We start from the raw sequence: 17,802 nt of genomic DNA, 5'->3' as shown, positions 1-17,802 counted from the left end.
TTATGGATGGCTAATACGACTCGTCCATGTTTGACAAGCTCCAGCTTTTTCTAACGCACTTGCCAACTTTTGTGCATGTTGTTCATCTTCAGCCAAACATAACACACAGCCGCCACGACCGCCGCCCGTCAATTTAGCGCCAAGTGCACCGTTCGCTCTAGCGATTGTGATTAAATGATCCAGCTTTGTATCACTGACACCGAGTGTGACTAATTCCGTTTGTGCAAGATTCAACAACTCGCCAACTTTTGTGCTATTGCCTTCCAGCAATGCATCTTTGCACGCATGCGTGTACGCACCTAGCAAGTCAATCGATGCCCGAGCAGACGTCGGTTGGTTTCGATACATATGGCGTATACTCTCCACAGCCGTTCGCGTATCCCCGAATTGTCCAGAATCCGCGATGACGATATGTAAAGGTTTCTTGAAAGAAAGAGCTGTTGTCTTCTTCCCTTTTTGAAACCAAATGGGCGCTTCATTTGAAGTAGCTTTCATATCAATGCCACTCGGATTGCCGTGCGCATGCGTTTCGGCAATTTGGACGAGGTGCATTTGCACATCATGTGGCAAAGGTGCATCAAAGTAATGAAAGATCCCTTTTACGACTGCATGAGCGACTGCTGCACTCGATCCTAATCCTCTTCCTGACGGTATGGATGAATCGATCTGTATCGATAAATTCGTATCCGTGGCATGTAACAATTGCAGCGATTCTTCTACACTCGCTTTAAAACCGGATAACTCGACAGGTGCCTGTTGAAGCTCACCACTAAAATATCGACTTGTTACACAAATTGACGTTTTATTATCATTTTCAATACCTTCCCTTACAGTCGCAACGACGTTCACAACCGGAAATGGCAAGGCAATTGCAGGTTTATCATAAACAACGGAATGTTCTCCGATGAGGATTACTTTTCCGTGTGCTTTACCTTCTGCTTCTCTTGACATGCGTGTGTTCCTCACTTTTTCAACAAAATTCAACGATTCACTGGTGTAAACCTGCTAATTCTTCCTCATTATAAAGTACATAGTGCCCTATTTCAGCTATTTGGCTTTATGAATGGATCACAGCGTTTTTGTAAAAACAAAACTCGCACGCTCATACCCCATTTTTTCTTCATAAAACCGGTGTGCATGTTCTCGTTGGAGACCAGAAGATAGTGCAATCCGGTCAAATCCTTCTTTCTTTGCAAGCGAATGGACAAACGTCAATAGCTGTTCACCAAATCCTTTTGATCGAAATGCTATGTCAGTCACTAAATCACAGACCCAAATATACTTTCCGTAATAAAGCGTAATCATTGGTTGAAAACCAATCACAGCTACGATACGTCCATCTACTCGCAATGCGAATTGGCGGTAGGTCTCGTTCTTTTGAGCTTCTTCCACCAGTGCGATATAACTTTGCTCAGTAAATTGAGGTCTTAGGTACCGCATGACATGAAATCCTTCCAGTAGTTCTTGCCGTGATTGTAATTCTTCAATTGTACGATTTTCCATTCGTCGCCTCCATTCTTGAATGTTTCAAACGATTCATTTTCAGTTCAATCTATTTTACCTATCTTTCTATCAATCCGTTCAGATTGCATAAGCTAAATGACTCTAAATACACTTCATGATAGCATTTTAAGCGCTTAAAAACGACGGTTAATCAACAATTGACGCTTTCTTGTTTATAAAAAGAGTTTGGCAAGTCGCTATTTTTGTGCTAAATTGATTGCGGTAAATAAAATACTGCAACTTCGGGGCAAGGTGAAATTCCTTACCGGCGGTGATCGAGCAATCGCGCTCGTCAGTCCGTGACCCGTTCTTCTCTACTTGAAGACGGTGGAGCTGGTGTAACTCCGGCACCGACAGTGAAAGTCTGGATGGGAGAAGTTGCAGGCGTTTTTTTGCCATGCCCACTATACGTCTGCCCTTTTCATGTTGAAAGGGGGAACAAAATGACAGATGAAACTTATATGAAACTCGCTTTAGATCTCGCAAGGACTGCTGAAGGTCACACTTCTCCGAATCCGATTGTCGGCGCTGTTTGCGTAAAAGACGGCCAAATTGTCGGAACAGGTATGCATGTACGTGCAGGGACACCGCATGCTGAGGTGCACGCTTTAACAATGGCCGGCGCGCAAGCACAGAATGCCGATTTGTATGTGACACTGGAACCATGTGCACATACGGGGAAAACGCCACCGTGCACGGATACCATTATTAAGAGCGGTATCCGACGCGTTTTCATTGCGTCATTGGACCCTAATCCCGCCGTCAATGGCAACGGGATCAGGCTTCTTAGAGCTGCAGGCATTGAAGTCATTTTAGCTATTTGTACAAAAGAGGCAGATTTTAGTAACCGGGCATATTTTCATTTTATAAAACACGGAACACCGTATATCACCTTAAAAGCCGCCACATCATTGGACGGCCGCCTAGCGACGCACACTGGGGACAGCAAATGGATAACTTCGTCACACGCAAGATCGGATGTCCATACCCTCCGCCATACCCATGATGCGATACTAGTAGGTGTAAATACGATTCTTCAAGATAACCCTTTCCTCACCACCCGTTTGCCCCATGGTGGAAAGAACCCTATTCGCATAATTTTAGACAGGCATCTACGGACGCCACAAACAGCTAATGTCATTCAGGACAATGCTGCAGAAACAATCATTTTTACTGTCGGACAAGACACACTGACGAACCAGTTCGCAAAATACCCCCTCGTAACCGTTGAGTCGATTCCTCCTGATGTCGACTATTTACACGAGGTGTTAAAACGTCTCGGTAAACGTGGGATTATGAAACTACTCGTTGAAGGTGGCAGTCAAGTACACTCCAGTTTCATCACAGCAGGTTTAGCGGATGAATTGTATTTGTATGTAGCCCCGAAACTGATTGGAAACGGTCCTTCCCTTTTCATGGACCACGGCTGTACCCGTATCGCTGAAGGGAAAATGCTCGACATCCTTGATATGAAAACACTTCATGAGGATGTACGTATCCATGCCCTTTTCAACAAGCGAGGTGATGACTAATTGTTCACTGGAATTGTTGAAGAAATTGGAACGGTGCATGCAGTAAACAGAGGAAACCGATCTATGTCGTTAACGATCGTCTGTACGACTGTTCTTGCGGATGTCAATTTCGGTGATAGTCTAGCTGTGAATGGCGTCTGTTTGACGGTTTCATCTTTTACATCAACGTATTTTACTGCAGATGTCATGCCGGAAACGTTTCAGTCGACTACGTTATCCAAACTCCAAAAGGGAGACAAAGTGAATTTAGAACGAGCAATGGCCATGACGAGCCGCTTTGGCGGACATATCGTATCAGGTCACGTTGACAGCATAGGAAAAATCACTTCAATGCGCAAACACGAAAATGCACTGTATATGGACATTCAACTAGAAGAATCGTTGTTGAAATACATGATTCCGAAAGGGTCCATCACAATTGACGGAACTTCATTGACGATTTTTGATGTGTTTTCAACTGGCTGTACAATTTCATTAATTCCAACGACGCAACAACAGTCCATTATTGGCATGAAGGTAGTTGGCCATTATGTAAATGTTGAATGTGACATACTTGCGAAATATGTAGAGCAACTATGCCGCCCAGCGACTCAAAAACAACATCAAAAAGACGTACTGACAATGGATACACTCGTCAAAAACGGATTTTACGCATAAGGAGCTGAGAACGTGTTTGCATCGGTAGAAACAGCACTCGAACAACTTAAACAAGGAAAAGCCATTATTGTTGTCGATGACGAGAAGCGAGAAAACGAGGGTGATTTCGTAGCACTTGCGGAATTTGCCACACCTGAAATGATCAATTTCATGGCGATGGAAGGTCGAGGACTCATTTGCGTGCCGATTGAAGAGGAAAAGAATGAACAGTTAGGGCTTTCCCCGATGACCGGAACGAATACAGATGCGCATGGTACCGCTTTTACGGTCAGTATCGACCACGCGAATGCACATACTGGCATATCTGCATTCGAAAGATCGGAAACGATTATGAAAATGTTGAATCATACTTCTGTGGCAACCGATTTTAGACGACCTGGCCACATATTCCCTTTAGTCGCCAAACAAGGTGGCGTCTTGACACGCCCTGGCCACACGGAAGCGGCGGTCGACTTGGCGAAACTTGCAGGCGCTGAGCCAGTAGGCGTTATATGTGAAATTATGAATGCAGATGGCACGATGGCAAGAGGACGTCAACTTGAAGAACTTGCTGAACGTTTAGGCATGGTCATTCTTTCGATTGAGCAATTGATTGCCTATCGGAAAAAGAATGAACAACTTATCGAACACATTGTGTCAACACATTTACCGACGACATATGGAGAATTTACAGCGTATACGTATGTAGAGAAATGGACGGGTCAAGAGCATATTGCCTTTGTAATGGGTGATTTGGCTACTGTCGAAGCCCCATTCGTCAGGATTCACTCCGAATGTTTAACAGGAGATGTCTTCGGTTCTTGTCGATGTGATTGTGGCCCCCAGCTACATGCCGCCCTTGCGACTATCCAACAAGCGGGAGTCGGTGTCCTTCTTTATATGCGACAGGAAGGGCGTGGGATTGGGCTTGTCAATAAAATGAAAGCGTATCAGTTGCAAGAACAAGGCTATGATACGGTCGAAGCGAATGCCCTTTTAGGATTTGCCGATGACTGCCGTACGTATGACGTCAGTGCACAAATCTTGAAAGAGCTCGGTTGTATACAAATCCAGTTGTTAACGAATAACCCACGAAAAATGGACAGTATTGAAGCGCATGGCATTCAAATCACGCGCAGAGTTCCAATTGAAATACCGACACACGAAGCGAATGAACAGTATATGAAAACGAAGAAAGAGAAACTTGGACATCTTTTATACGAAGGAGCGAAATGAGCGATGTATACAACATATGAAGGACATTTAATAGGGGATGGCTTAAAAATAGGCATCGTCGTTTCAAGATTTAATGAGTTTATTACTGGCAAACTACTAAGCGGAGCACAAGACGCTTTAGTCAGACATCGTGTCGCACCGGAAGATATCGAAATCTGTTGGGTGCCAGGTGCATTTGAGATTCCCTTGATAGCCAAGCGTATGGCTGCCTCAAAGAAATATGATGCCGTTATCGCACTCGGTACGGTCATTAGAGGAGCAACTCCTCATTTCGACTATGTATGTAATGAAGTGGCAAAAGGAATCGCCTCTTTGAATATGACAGAAGAGATTCCCGTGCTTTTTGGTGTGTTGACGACAGAGACGATTGAACAAGCTGTCGAGCGTGCAGGCACGAAGGCGGGCAACAAAGGCTGGGACGTTGGAATGGCTGCCATTGAAATGGCAAACTTGATCAAAGCGATGGCATAAAAAAAGTAGAGGGGGATCTTCCCCTCTACCTCATTATTAAATCCCCATTTTTCTGCTTGACTGTGTGACCGGTTTTTCTTGCTGGCTTTTCATTTTAGGGCCTTGTTGAATAGGGTTGCCAGTTCGTTTGTTAACGGAAGCTTTGTTCTTCTTTGCTTCGAGCTGTTGTTTGACTGCGTCTTTTAAACTGATTTTCGTTTTTTGTTCCGTCATCGCATGTCCTCCTTGGTTTTCTTCATCGTAGTTCCTAAATCGTACCATTTCCCTTATAGCATTGTCTACATAAATTCGAAGATGGAACGTACCTATATACGTCGCTTTAGAGTTTCGTCAGTCTCCGCTCACAGATCGAGATTGACGAGTAGATTTTCGTAATCCTAGCCACAAAAGTGTAAAAATGAGAAACGCAACCGCCTCAAGTGAAAGAATATACCATGGATACGGTCCTAGCACGTCTAATAAACTACCGTTTTCCGGCTTGTTTCGTAAAAACATGTAATTCCCGTCAACTAACTTGTTCACAAGCAAGATCACTGGCAATAGAACATTTAAGACGATCATCGTTTTTACAACGCCTTTAAAGGTCGGTCGATATCCTTTTATCCAGATGAAATATAAACCCGTCAGGATAATCATTGTATGGGTATAAAAGAAATGAAAATAACGGAAATGTGGGAAATCCATATCCAACACGGGTGTTACAATTGCTTGGAGCGCGCCTCCAATACCCGCAAAAAAAACAAAATCGACGACATGCTTATTCCCTGTCCATAACAGAAAAGCTGTAACGAGTAGCGACAAGCTGCATAGCTCCAATGGCAATGAATCGACTAATCGCCAACGCTCCGATTGTACCATCCATACATGATAAAGGATTTCCATCCCAATTAATGAAAGTGCAATTCCCCGCTCTATACGTCTCGTTTTTTGCATGTCAAATTGGAATTTCTTCCGGAATGTAAACAAACTGATCATCAACGCTAAAATGACGCATAGTGTAGCGATGTGGATGGTCGAAAACATGACAAATGGCGCGGACAATGGAACACCTCCTCCGACAAACTTCTTTCTACTCATTAAACGAAATTGTTAGAGAATGGTTCCATCTGATTAGCGTGTAATCTTTGCGTTTCGCGAAGTAAAATCGACGTCCTTGTAATAGGCATCCTTGACAAGTAAATTGGGCCCTAGGCATTGAACAGCTGGGCAATGGCAGCTAATCGACTTGGCGAGTGGACGTTCTAACCAACGATCGAGCATGTCTGGTAACGAATCCGATGTAATGTTCCCCATCGGCGGTGTGTCACCAAAATCTGTGACAATGACATCTCCTGTGAAGATATTGACGTTCAATCTAGAGCGTCCATCCGGATCATTTCGTACGGAAGCGTTTTTGCTGTTGTAAATCCGCTTTAACAGTTGAAGGTCTTCTTCGAGTGGGCTGCAAGGATAAAATGGCAACGTGCCAAATAGCATCCACGTATCTTCATCACGGACATCGAGCAAATCATGCAATGCTTTTCTCGTTTCTGCAAGCGACAATACTTCTAGAGAACTTGCAAAATCACTCGGATACATCGGGTGGATTTCATGACGTGCACACTTCATCTCTTCAACTACTTGCTTATGAATAGATTGTAAATGTGGCAATGTCCGTTTATTCAGCATCGTTTCTGCTGAAACCATCACACCCATATCAGCTAGAGCTTTACTGTTATCGATCATGCGTTGGAACTGCGCTGCTCTTCGTTCACGTGGCGGCTGCTTTTCCATGTTGGCAAATCCGCCTTCCACAAAATCATCTACCGTCCCCCAATTGTGGGAGATGTGCAATACATCCAAATATGGGGCTACTTGCTCATAACGTTCGAGTGGCATTGTCAAATTAGAATTCATCTGCGTTTTGACGCCACGTCCGTGTGCATATTTCAAAAGGGGTAGCACGACTTGTTCAACCGATTTTTTTGAGAACATCGGCTCGCCACCCGTAATGCTGATTGTCCGCAAATGTGGAATTTCATCCAATCGAGCGGTCAATAGTTCAATCGGCAAAGTGTCCGGATCTTTCGGTTGTAACATGTATCCGACTGCACAATGCTCACAACGCATATTACATAAATAAGTCGTAGTAAATTCGATACTCGATAACGTCAATTGACCGTGTTGTTTGACATCCATATACGCTTCCCACGGATCGTTTTCAACAGTCATCGGACGGTTTTCAATACTGTAAGTTGTCATATGATCAAAACTCCTAAATTAGATAAGTAACTTATTAAGTATGCGCTTGATCGTCTAGTTATTCAAGAGTTTACAATGAAAAAGCACCTTCCGTATGATGTTCAGAAGGCACTGTGTAGTATGAATTCATGTACTTATTCTACATCTTCTTTCTTCAATGACTTTTCCTTGCTCCATCAATAACATCCGATGCCCCAATTTTTCAGCTTCTTCTTGATCGTGTGTCACAATAATGAACGGGATTTTCCACATTTCATGGATGCGAATGAGCTCATTCTGACACTCGATACGCGTTTGCTTATCCAGTGCGGATAACGGTTCATCCAATAAAAGAATGGATGGTTCCGTGGCTAACGCTCTTGCTAATGCTACACGTTGTTTTTCGCCGCCGGAAATTTGATGTGGATACTTATTTAGTAAATGTTGTATCCCAAGCACATTCGTAAGTTGCTCAATGATGGTATATACCTTGACCGTTGTTTTTTTTACACCATAATTAATATTCTTCTCGACCGTCATATGTGGAAACAAGGCGTAATCCTGAAAAAGATAGCCAATATTTCTTCTTTGAGTGGGTAGTGAATTGTTCGGTGAGTGGAAAAACGGTTGATCATTTAACACGATCTTTCCGCCGTCTGGATTGGCTAGCCCTGCGATACAATTGAGAATGGTCGTCTTGCCTGCTCCTGAAGGTCCAAATAGCACAAGAATTTCATCTCTCATCGTAAACGAAACATCCAATGGAAAGTGCGCTAGTTGTTTTTGTATAGTCACTTTAAGCATGGGCTCACCTACTTTACTTTTCATTTGAATATCGCCTCATATTCCGTCTACTCCACCAGTTCAACCACAAAATCGTACTAAATCCAAGCGCAACAATAATGACCACCCAAAACGTTGCCTTTTCCATTTGTCCCGCTTCTACAGCAAAATAGATGGCCATCGGAATGGTGTCTGTCTTCCCTGGGATGTAACCTGCCAGCATAAGGGTCGCGCCAAATTCTCCGAGCCCTCTTGCAAATGACAGCACGAATCCAGCAAGTAATCCTGGCCAAGCGAGGGGAAACGCAATTGTCCAAAATACACGCCACTCAGAAGCACCCATCGTCCGCGCGGCGTTCTCCAATTTCACGTCTACACTCGTAAAGGCGGCAGATGCACTTTGATACATGAGCGGAAAAGAAACCACAACGGCCGCAATGACCGCACCAACCCAAGTGAACACGACTTGATAATCAAACCATTCCAACAGCCATTTACCGATCCATCCTTTTTTACCGAACAGGATCAGCAGTCCAAAACCGACAACCGTTGGCGGCAATACAAGTGGAAGTAAAAACAACGCTTCAATAATACTTTTCCCGAAAAATTCTTTCCTAGAAAATCGGTGCGCAAAAATGAGGCCGAGTAGAAAGACAATTGCAGTGGAAATGACCGCCACTTTTAATGACAACAGTAACGGTGAATAACTCATGTCCATCATCCGTGCACACTCCTTTGCGAATTACTTGAAACCATATGCTTCTAATGCTTTTTTTCCTTCCTCGCTACCTAGATAAGCAAGAAATGCATGAGCTTCCGCTTCATGCTTCGTACTTTTTACGACCGCACCTGGATAAACAATCGGCGCATGCCAATTTGGATCCGCTTCCGCTAACACCTTCACCTTGTCAGAAATGAATGCATCACTCGAGTACACCACACCAAGATCTGCATTCCCTAATTCTACATGCGTTAATACTTGCCGTACATCAGAACCCCTAACAAGTTTGTTCTGCAATGTATCCCACAAGTCAAGGTGCTCTAACACCTCTTTAGTATAACGCCCGACAGGCACGCTTTCCGGCTCACCAATTGCAATGTTCGCGATTGCTGCATTGTCAATGTCCCCAAATGAAGGTACTTGGAATTGTGCATCGCGGTGGCCAATCAACACGAGCGCGTTTTCCGTAAAATTTCTACGCGTCGAATCGATCAGGAGTTCTTCACCTTCTAGAACATCCATATCCTTAGGACTTGCGGATAAAAACACATCTACAGGCGCACCTTGCGTAATTTGGGTCGCCAACTTACCAGAACTGCCAAAATTGAAGGTAATACTTACGTTTTCATGTTCATTTTCAAACGAATCTTTTAACGCTGTCAATGCATCTGTTAAACTTGCAGCCGCAGCGACTACTAATTCTACTTCCTCTTCGCCATCGTTACTACCACTTCTCGATGAACAACCAGCCAATAATCCGACAACACAAAGAGCAATCCATATGTTCTTTAACCGAATCACGCTACTTCCATCCCCTTATCCTTTACTGTATTTAGATATATCTAAATATAACATAAAATAACTATATCATACTAATTATAATTTAATAGATTTAAATAGTTCTCGTTCACAATCGAACATACTAATTATCATTTATTCCCATTATACATGTTCTAATCTTGCAAATTATTTTTTAATAAGGGACAATGAATAGAAGAATCCTACTAGGAGGCTACTATGAATAACCAATCTACGACATCGTTTACAACTGAAGAACTTGCTGAGCAATTGAAAGTATCAAAATTGACGATCTATGATTTGATAAAAAAAGGTGAGCTTCGTGCGTATCGTGTTGGGCGTCAAATGCGTGTCGATGCGATTGACTTAGAAGCCTATAAGGAAAGTACAAAAAGTGGAGGTGTATCTGCATCTCCTATCCCGCACACAAAAGAGCAACCAATGGATAGTACGAATGAGGTTAACGAAGCATTCACTGAAGAACCTCCACCTCACTTCCCTACCTTTGCAACCCGTCAAGTGATCATTAGTGGTCAAGACATGAGCCTCGATTTACTAGCGAGTGCAATCGAAAAAGAGAACATTGGCTACCGACCATTACGTTCTTATCAAGGTAGTTTAAACAGCCTCATTGCTATGTACAATGGCAAAGCGGATATTGTAAGTACTCACCTGTTTGACGGAGATACAGGAGAGTACAACATTCCTTACATTAAGCGCATATTAAATGGACATTCTTTCATTGTGATGAATTTATTAGCAAGGAAGGCAGGTCTGTATGTGCAAAAAGGCAATCCGAAAAACATCCGACACTGGAGGGACTTGCAAAGACCGTCCATAAAAATGATCAATCGGGAAATCGGCTCAGGGGCTAGAGTATTGTTGGATGAACAATTGCGTATGGCAGGGATAAAAGGCAATCGTATTGAAGGATACGAACAAATTGAAATGAACCATATTGCTGTTGCGAGTAAGGTTTCAAATGGGCTAGCTGACGTTGGAATCGGAATCGAGAAAGCCGCCGCGTTAGTAGACGTGGACTTCATTCCCCTCATCCAGGAGCAATATGACCTTGTAATATTTAAAAGACCTGACAACAAGCACTTGCGCGATAGCATTTTGAGGACCCTACAAGGTGAAGCTTTCAAAAATGAAATGCGTGCAATGAGCGGTTATGACCTTTCGATGACAGGCACAATACTGTATGAAACACCTTAACGTGCTCGATCTGAATAAAATAAAGAGGATATTAATGAAGTACAGCGAAAGGTTAACATAATATTATTATGTTAGCAATTGTACCTCTGATGCACATGAAAAAAGACGAGAAGGCTTTACACCTCATCGTCTTTTTTTATGCATATTGTTACCTTGAAGGTTTTTCATAATGATACTGTTCATCAGTTTCGAATTTATTATACCGAAGACGTAACAGTTTAAACAAATGCGTGAACACTACTTTTAGCAACGCATAACCCGGGATACCGAATACGACCCCTACTACCCCAAACAAAGAACCACCTGTTAACAATACGAAAATGATTGTGATCGGATGGATATGCAGCGATTTCCCCATAATTTGCGGGGAAATGAACTTCCCTTCGACTAATTGTACAATCGTCCACACAATGGCGAGCTTCACGAGCATGAAAGGTGAAGTGACAATTGCAATAATGACAGCAGGTGTAATTGCGATGATTGGGCCTAAATATGGAACGACACTTGTAAACATGGCGAGTACACCTAATAGCCAAGCATAATCCATACCGATGATTCGAAAGCCGATGGAAACCATTATGCCAATGCAAATCGCGACGAGTATTTGTCCCTGAATGTAAGCGCTGATTTGATGGTCAGCGTCTTCGAAAATTTCTTGAGCATCGTCACGGAGACGCGGCGGCAACATTTTCAATAGCATTTTCGGAAATTTTTCACCTTCTAGCAATAAGTAAAACAAGATGAAAGGTACAGTCACAATCGCCAGAACAAATCCGGTTAAGGCAGAGATGAATGATGTGACACCAGAAGCGAGTCCGCCAATAGCATCCGTAAATAGTTGTCCAATAGTCCCTAACCGTTCATCCAAGAATGTGTTGACGTCAATATCCAATTCTTTGTAATAAGATGAAAAGATCGAAGTGCGTAAAAACGAGTCCACATTAATGAGCATCTGATTGAAATATGTAGGAAACTCATCTATTAAATTCATAAATTGAGTCTTTAAAAAAGGAAAAACGAGAAATACGAGTAAAGTGATTAAACCTATTAATGCAATGAAGAGAATGAAAATACCCCATATTCTAGGAATCTTCCACTTCTCCAATAAGCGTAAAAGCGGTCGCAGTAAATAATAGGCGATTGTCGCTAAAATAACTGGTAAAACAACCGTCGAGAAAAACACTTTAATCGGATAAAAGATAAACGCCACTTTACTGAAGACTAAAATGATAATGCCAATCAATAAAATTGAGAGAAGGACGAACATTGTCGTACGGCCTCCAAGAAAACGAATGGTTCTTGACGAGCCATTGTCCATGCGATTGGTCGCCTGTCCTTTTTCAGAAGTATGATGCGTACCCATTGCTAATCCCCTTCTCTCTCTTTAGTCAGTAGTTGGTTCTAAGAAAGCGGCTAACGCTTCTTTATTTTTTTCGAGGTCCAATTCAATCACAGACCCTGCATGTTCATATCTTGTAAAGCGATAGGTTCCTTCTATCGGAATTGTTAATGTTTCAAGTTCAGGTTTTCCATTCATTAAAAGCGTCAATGCTTTTGAAATCTCTTCTTTCGCTGTTAAGTCTGTCTCAATATACCCAGTCAATGCACCAGACAACTTAGGCACATGCAACAACATACCGGGGCGTAACGCTTCCTCTTTTATCGCCGCAAGAACTTCCTGCTGCCGGCCAACTCGCCCAAAATCCCCTTCTGCATCTGCACGGAAACGCGCATAGCCTAGAAGTTCTTTGCCGTTCAAATGCTGCTTGCCAGGCATTAACGTAACGCCGATTTTTTCGGACATTTCTTTCTTTACGTTCATTTCCACACCATTTGGAAACGCGATATCAACAATCGATTCAAAATTATCAAAGTCAATGATTGCATAATGATGGATCGGAATACCGAACATCCCAGTAATGGTGTCTTTCGCGGTTTGAACACCATTTAAATAATAGGCAGTGTTCAATTTATAGGATTGGTAGCCAGGGATATCAGCGTATATGTCCCGCATAAATGACACAAGTCGAAGAGACCCTTCTTTCTTGTTCCAAGAAAGCACCATCATTGTATCCGTACGAGACTTACCGCTTCCATCATCGTCTACACCTAGTAATAAATAATTCTCAACAGAAGGATTTTTCGGATCAATGACATCCCCTTTAAAAGGACCCGGATCAATCGCATTCCCTTCTGCTAACGATTTACCTTTCTGATATTGAATGTATGAATAGAGCCCGCCTATGATGAAGATGAGAAAAAGTAGTGTGAAGAACAACCTTCCTACCCTTAATCTCCTTCTTCTCCGTCTTCTTCTCGGAACGGGACCTTCGTATTGGTCTTCTGTCAAAGTAAATTCCTCCAAAAAATGATGTCGTCAATAGGACGAATGGTAGTAATGCGGGTTGCATGACAAGATCGCCATCGTTCAATCTTGTAAGTTTCTCATGTGCAACCGGCTCTTTACCTATGTCCGTTCCCTTCCTACGCATAGTCTATAATGAAGGTGGTGGATTTTATGGGAAATGAACATGGTCATAAAACCGGTTTTTCTTTCGCGTTGTTAGTAGTGCTTTTCATACTATTGATCATCATCGGTGCAAGCTACTTGTATTAATTAATCGTCAAAATACACATACCCACTCATTAGCACCTCGGAAAGGTTGTACGCACGTTTACAAAACGTAGGCAACCTTTCTATTTATTTTACAGAATTCAAGCGACAAATCAATTGTAAAACGTTCGTCACTCTTATGGTACAATCGGTAGAGAAAAAAGGAGTGATTGAAAATGTCCAAAACGACTATTGAAAAAGCGGCATTTGCAGGTGGGTGTTTTTGGTGTATGGTGAAACCGTTCAAAGAATGGGACGGCATTCATGATGTCGTATCGGGCTATATGGGTGGACATGTTGACAATCCTACATATGAAGATGTAAAAAAAGGTGATTCTGGCCATTTGGAAGTTGTTGAGATTACGTTTGACCCTTCAATTTTCACATACGAACAATTGTTAGAAGTCTATTGGCAACAAATCGACCCGACCGATGCTGGTGGACAATTCCAAGATCGAGGACATTCGTACAGTACTGCAATTTTCTATTATACGGAAGAACAACAGCATGCGGCACAGACTTCTAAAACTGCATTAGAAGAAAGCGGTAAATTCAAAAAACCTATCGTTACAGTTATCAGACCTGCAGAAACGTTCTATCCTGCCGAAGAGTACCATCAAGATTATTATGTAAAAGAAGAACAGCATTATAAAGAGGACCGCGCAAAATCAGGAAGAGACGAGTTCATTCAAGAGAATTGGTTGAAGTGAAATTGTTAGGGATTCTTTCTCATTAAAAGTGAAACTGAGTTCGCTCAGGTTCACTTTTTTCTTTCGTACTGTAAGCGTATTAGTGCTCTCATTGACCGTGGACGCCATTTTTTGATGCTTACGGTCATTTAGAAGTGCTCTTAATGACCGAGTATGCTGATTTTACATGCTAACGGTCATTTAGAAGTGTTCTCATTGACCGTGGACGCCAATTTTTCATGCTGACGGTCAATTAGAAGTGCTCTCATTGACCGTGGATGCTGATTTTTGAAGCTGACGGTCATTTAGAAGTGCTCTTATTGACCGAGTATGCTGATTTTACATGCTAACGGTCATTTAGAAGTGCTCTTAATGACCGAGTATGCTGATTTTACATGCTAACGGTCATTTAGAAGTGCTCTCATTGACCGTGGATGCTGATTTTTTATACTGGCGGTCAATTAGAAGTCCTCTCATAATAACTTCTCATTGCTTTCACATTATCCACTCACCTCTCATCCAACTTCCCCCTATTCAAACGGACACTCCTTACACATCAAAGAACTTGTGTTCGCATCGCGCTGTAGTATAATAGAAAGATAGAAAGGATGAAGAATGATGGAGCTTATTCATTGGGAATACGGTAGAAAATATCAAGTGAAAGGAATCTTTAACGAGTTTCCTTCAACCGTCGTCATCTTTCGTCAGATCAAGGATTATTATTTTATTTATACAATGTCGGCAATTGACGATACATCGCTTCCAACGAGAAAACAATATGTGCAAATGGAATATTTGCTAAATAAGGAACTAGGAACACTTCCTGCGTATCGAAATCGGCAAGTTTTTCGGACCTCTCTTCAAAACCAAACAGATTTTCATATTGAAAAGAAAAACGCGCAAATACACATTGATGACACACCACTTTGAAAAGATTTCATGTTATAATGGGAGCATTGTGAATTTAGGAGGATTTTTCTATGATAGCAGTCAGTAATGTAAGTCTTCAATTCGGTGACCGCAAACTGTTTGAAGATGTAAATATACAGTTTAATCCAGGTCATTGTTACGGTTTAATCGGTGCAAACGGTGCGGGTAAATCGACTTTCCTTAAAATTTTATCAGGTGAACTTGAGCCGCAAACTGGAAATGTCATCATGAACAAAGATGAGCGTTTAGCGGTACTTAAACAAAATCACTTTGAGTATGAGGAAAACGAAGTGTTAAATACAGTCATCATGGGGCACAAACGCCTTTATGACATAATGACTGAGAAAAACGCAATTTATATGAAAGAGGATTTCTCAGACGAAGATGGGATGCGTGCTGCTGAACTTGAAGGTGAATTCGGTGAACTGAACGGTTGGGAAGCTGATTCAGAAGCAGCGATTCTTTTACAAGGTTTAGGCATTCCAGAATCTCTACACCATGTTAAAATGGCTGAATTGAGTGGTTCTGAAAAAGTGAAAGTGCTACTTGCTCAAGCTTTATTCGGTAAACCTGATGTACTTCTACTCGATGAGCCGACGAACCATTTAGACTTAAAAGCAATCCAATGGCTTGAAGAGTTTCTAATCAACTTTGAGAATACGGTAATTGTTGTATCGCATGACCGTCATTTCTTGAATAAAGTATGTACACAAATTGCCGATTTGGACTTTTCTAAAATTCAATTGTATCCAGGAAACTATGATTTCTGGTACGAATCCAGCCAACTCGCATTGCGTATGGCTCAAGATCAAAACAAGAAAAAAGAAGAGAAGATTAAAGAATTACAAGCGTTCGTTGCTCGATTCAGTGCGAATGCATCCAAATCCAAGCAAGCGACGTCTCGTAAAAAAGCACTCGAGAAAATCGAGTTGGATGACATTAAACCATCATCCCGCCGTTACCCGTTCGTTAACTTCCAAATTGGACGTGAAATTGGGAATGACGTGTTAAGTGTTCAAGGTCTATCCAAAACACAAGACGGTAATGTTATGTTTAAAGATGCGACCTTTACTATGAATAAAGAAGACAAAATTATTCTTCTTGGAAATCCACTTGCTAAAACGGCATTATTGGAAATTCTCGCTGAAGAAGCTCAACCGGACGAGGGTACATTCAAATGGGGTGTAACAACTTCACGTGCGTACTTCCCTCTTGATAACAGTGAATTCTTCGAAGGCTCAGAGTCGTCATTAGTTGAGTGGTTACGTCAATATTCACCTGAGGATCAAACGGAAACATTTTTACGTGGATTCCTAGGACGTATGCTTTTCTCCGGAGAAGAAGTGAAAAAGAAGCCATCCGTATTGTCCGGTGGCGAGAAAGTACGTTGTATGCTGTCTAAAATGATGCTTTCTTCTGCCAACGTCTTGCTGTTAGATGAACCGATGAACCACTTGGATTTGGAATCGATTCAAGCACTTAATAACGGATTGATTGCATTTAAAGGGGCAATGTTGTTCACATCGCACGACCAACAGTTCATTCAAACAGTTGCAAATCGAATCATTGAAATCCGCGAAGACGGTACGATATTTGATAAAATGATGCAATATGATGAGTACTTGGAATGGAAAGAGCAACAAGCAATTTCATAATAGAACGTAAAAATGGCCGTTTTCTGTACTCGCAGAAAACGGCTTTTTCCGTTGTGTCAGCTTTACACATGATCTTCTGAAGCATAGCTTTGTGTATCTCGTCAATAATAATCAAAAAGGAGTGGAAAATAGATGCGGACGATACAAAACCTATTGATTATTATGAGTATCTGCAGCCTTTTCGTAGTTGGGTGCTCCCCTGCCACTACAGACCTTAATAACAGCGGAAATAGTGGCGAAAGTGCCCAGCCAAATGAAAAGACGGATGAAGAAATTACAGATGCAGCAAAAGAGAGTGAGCTCGTTGATTATTTTCTGCCTGACACTTCAAAAGCAATGTTTATTGGTGAAGGGAACGAATACGCTGACTTAGATATTGATTATGCGCATCCGTTTAAGAACTATGTCATCGTGCACGAAAATAATGGTGGTACGTTAATCCGATATATTTACAAAATCGAATCGGATCAAATTTTAAGGTTGGATCAGCGAGTGATTGAGTTAAAAGAAGACTTCCCTTCTCTTGACGAATTACAAGCAATGGAACCGAATGGAATTTATTTGGAAAAACCATTTGAAGTTGGTACGACATTTGATGAATGGAAAATTGTTGAGACGGACATTACATTAGAAACACCTTATCAGACATTTGACCACGTTTTCGTCATTGAATTGTATTTGGCAAGTAGGAAATGCATAGTTTGGCAGTTAAAAATGTAGCTACTTGCCAACATCCATTTTATCGATTTAGTAAAGATTCTTTATGACGAAAACTCTCTCGATTAAATACTATTAA

Annotated in this window: 19 protein-coding genes, 1 pseudogene and 1 riboswitch; of the genes and pseudogenes, 10 read left to right on the top strand and 10 right to left on the bottom strand. The window is 41.9% G+C overall.

Annotated features, from left to right (window positions below; translation table 11 throughout):
* Complete coding sequence (mvk, locus tag QT711_RS16550; RefSeq protein WP_317946097.1) at positions 1 to 951, bottom strand: mevalonate kinase; 951 nt, start codon at positions 949 to 951, stop codon at positions 1 to 3.
* 117 nt (positions 952 to 1,068) lie between these two features.
* Positions 1,069 to 1,503, bottom strand: coding sequence for a GNAT family N-acetyltransferase (locus tag QT711_RS16545; RefSeq protein WP_317946095.1), 435 nt, complete (start codon positions 1,501 to 1,503; stop codon positions 1,069 to 1,071).
* A gap of 234 nt (positions 1,504 to 1,737) precedes the next feature.
* Positions 1,738 to 1,887, top strand: a riboswitch (FMN riboswitch).
* 59 nt (positions 1,888 to 1,946) lie between these two features.
* Here QT711_RS16545 and ribD point away from each other — a divergent pair.
* The 4 genes and pseudogenes from ribD (at position 1,947) to ribH (ending at position 5,378) form a co-directional block, all read left to right on the top strand.
* Positions 1,947 to 3,081: pseudogene (gene ribD, locus QT711_RS16540) on the top strand (bifunctional diaminohydroxyphosphoribosylaminopyrimidine deaminase/5-amino-6-(5-phosphoribosylamino)uracil reductase RibD).
* Positions 3,036 to 3,692, top strand: coding sequence for a riboflavin synthase (gene ribE / locus QT711_RS16535; RefSeq protein ID WP_317946091.1), 657 nt, complete (start codon positions 3,036 to 3,038; stop codon positions 3,690 to 3,692). The pseudogene ribD and the gene ribE overlap by 46 nt, the downstream one beginning before the upstream one ends.
* A 12-nt stretch (positions 3,693 to 3,704) precedes the next feature.
* Entirely contained in the window at positions 3,705 to 4,907 is a 1,203-nt protein-coding gene (locus QT711_RS16530) for a bifunctional 3,4-dihydroxy-2-butanone-4-phosphate synthase/GTP cyclohydrolase II (RefSeq protein WP_317946089.1), read from the top strand.
* 3 nt (positions 4,908 to 4,910) lie between these two features.
* Positions 4,911 to 5,378, top strand: a complete 468-nt coding sequence (ribH, locus tag QT711_RS16525) for a 6,7-dimethyl-8-ribityllumazine synthase (protein ID WP_317946087.1) — start codon at positions 4,911 to 4,913, stop codon at positions 5,376 to 5,378.
* Between the two features lie 36 nt (positions 5,379 to 5,414).
* On the opposite strand, the gene QT711_RS16520 is transcribed toward ribH, so the two are convergent.
* The 6 genes from QT711_RS16520 to modA form a co-directional block, all read right to left on the bottom strand.
* Entirely contained in the window at positions 5,415 to 5,591 is a 177-nt protein-coding gene (locus tag QT711_RS16520) for a hypothetical protein (RefSeq protein WP_317946086.1), read from the bottom strand.
* Between the two features lie 117 nt (positions 5,592 to 5,708).
* Positions 5,709 to 6,419 (bottom strand): YwaF family protein, encoded by a 711-nt coding sequence (locus QT711_RS16515; protein WP_317946085.1) that lies wholly within the window; start codon positions 6,417 to 6,419, stop codon positions 5,709 to 5,711.
* Positions 6,420 to 6,488: 69 nt separating this feature from the next.
* Positions 6,489 to 7,619: a radical SAM/CxCxxxxC motif protein YfkAB gene (gene yfkAB / locus QT711_RS16510; protein ID WP_317946083.1), complete on the bottom strand. Its 1,131-nt coding sequence runs from the start codon at positions 7,617 to 7,619 to the stop codon at positions 6,489 to 6,491.
* A 126-nt stretch (positions 7,620 to 7,745) separates the two neighbouring features.
* Positions 7,746 to 8,402: an ATP-binding cassette domain-containing protein gene (locus QT711_RS16505; protein WP_317946161.1), complete on the bottom strand. Its 657-nt coding sequence runs from the start codon at positions 8,400 to 8,402 to the stop codon at positions 7,746 to 7,748.
* A 13-nt stretch (positions 8,403 to 8,415) separates the two neighbouring features.
* On the bottom strand, positions 8,416 to 9,102 hold the full coding sequence (gene modB, locus QT711_RS16500; protein ID WP_317946081.1) for a molybdate ABC transporter permease subunit: 687 nt from the start codon (positions 9,100 to 9,102) through the stop codon (positions 8,416 to 8,418).
* Between the two features lie 21 nt (positions 9,103 to 9,123).
* The gene (gene modA / locus QT711_RS16495; protein WP_398296288.1) at positions 9,124 to 9,903 is read right to left on the bottom strand and encodes a molybdate ABC transporter substrate-binding protein; all 780 of its coding nucleotides are present in this window, start codon (positions 9,901 to 9,903) and stop codon (positions 9,124 to 9,126) included.
* A 216-nt stretch (positions 9,904 to 10,119) separates the two neighbouring features.
* Between modA and QT711_RS16490 the strand changes: the two genes are divergently transcribed.
* Complete coding sequence (locus tag QT711_RS16490) at positions 10,120 to 11,118, top strand: substrate-binding domain-containing protein (RefSeq protein ID WP_317946079.1); 999 nt, start codon at positions 10,120 to 10,122, stop codon at positions 11,116 to 11,118.
* Positions 11,119 to 11,266: 148 nt separating this feature from the next.
* On the opposite strand, the gene QT711_RS16485 is transcribed toward QT711_RS16490, so the two are convergent.
* Positions 11,267 to 12,436 (bottom strand): AI-2E family transporter, encoded by a 1,170-nt coding sequence (locus QT711_RS16485; protein WP_398296299.1) that lies wholly within the window; start codon positions 12,434 to 12,436, stop codon positions 11,267 to 11,269.
* A gap of 66 nt (positions 12,437 to 12,502) precedes the next feature.
* Positions 12,503 to 13,468 (bottom strand): LCP family protein, encoded by a 966-nt coding sequence (locus QT711_RS16480; protein WP_317946076.1) that lies wholly within the window; start codon positions 13,466 to 13,468, stop codon positions 12,503 to 12,505.
* A gap of 168 nt (positions 13,469 to 13,636) precedes the next feature.
* On the opposite strand from QT711_RS16480, the gene QT711_RS16475 reads away from it, so the two are divergent.
* From QT711_RS16475 to QT711_RS16455, 5 genes are all read left to right on the top strand, one after another.
* Positions 13,637 to 13,735, top strand: coding sequence for a YjcZ family sporulation protein (locus tag QT711_RS16475; RefSeq protein WP_317946075.1), 99 nt, complete (start codon positions 13,637 to 13,639; stop codon positions 13,733 to 13,735).
* A 173-nt stretch (positions 13,736 to 13,908) separates the two neighbouring features.
* Positions 13,909 to 14,442 carry a peptide-methionine (S)-S-oxide reductase MsrA gene (msrA, locus tag QT711_RS16470; RefSeq protein WP_317946074.1) on the top strand — a complete coding sequence of 178 codons (534 nt, stop codon included), beginning with the start codon at positions 13,909 to 13,911 and terminating at the stop codon, positions 14,440 to 14,442.
* A gap of 597 nt (positions 14,443 to 15,039) precedes the next feature.
* Positions 15,040 to 15,351, top strand: a complete 312-nt coding sequence (locus QT711_RS16465; RefSeq protein WP_317946072.1) for a hypothetical protein — start codon at positions 15,040 to 15,042, stop codon at positions 15,349 to 15,351.
* 50 nt (positions 15,352 to 15,401) lie between these two features.
* On the top strand, positions 15,402 to 17,006 hold the full coding sequence (locus QT711_RS16460) for an ABC-F family ATP-binding cassette domain-containing protein (RefSeq protein WP_317946071.1): 1,605 nt from the start codon (positions 15,402 to 15,404) through the stop codon (positions 17,004 to 17,006).
* A gap of 132 nt (positions 17,007 to 17,138) precedes the next feature.
* Positions 17,139 to 17,726, top strand: coding sequence for a hypothetical protein (locus QT711_RS16455; RefSeq protein ID WP_317946069.1), 588 nt, complete (start codon positions 17,139 to 17,141; stop codon positions 17,724 to 17,726).
* Positions 17,727 to 17,802 lie beyond the last annotated feature (76 nt).

Source organism: Sporosarcina saromensis, assembly GCF_033253735.1.
GTDB classification, from domain to species: Bacteria; Bacillota; Bacilli; order Bacillales_A; family Planococcaceae; genus Sporosarcina; species Sporosarcina saromensis.
Note: the sequence above shows the minus strand (reverse complement) of the source record. Positions and strands in the feature narration are given on the sequence as shown.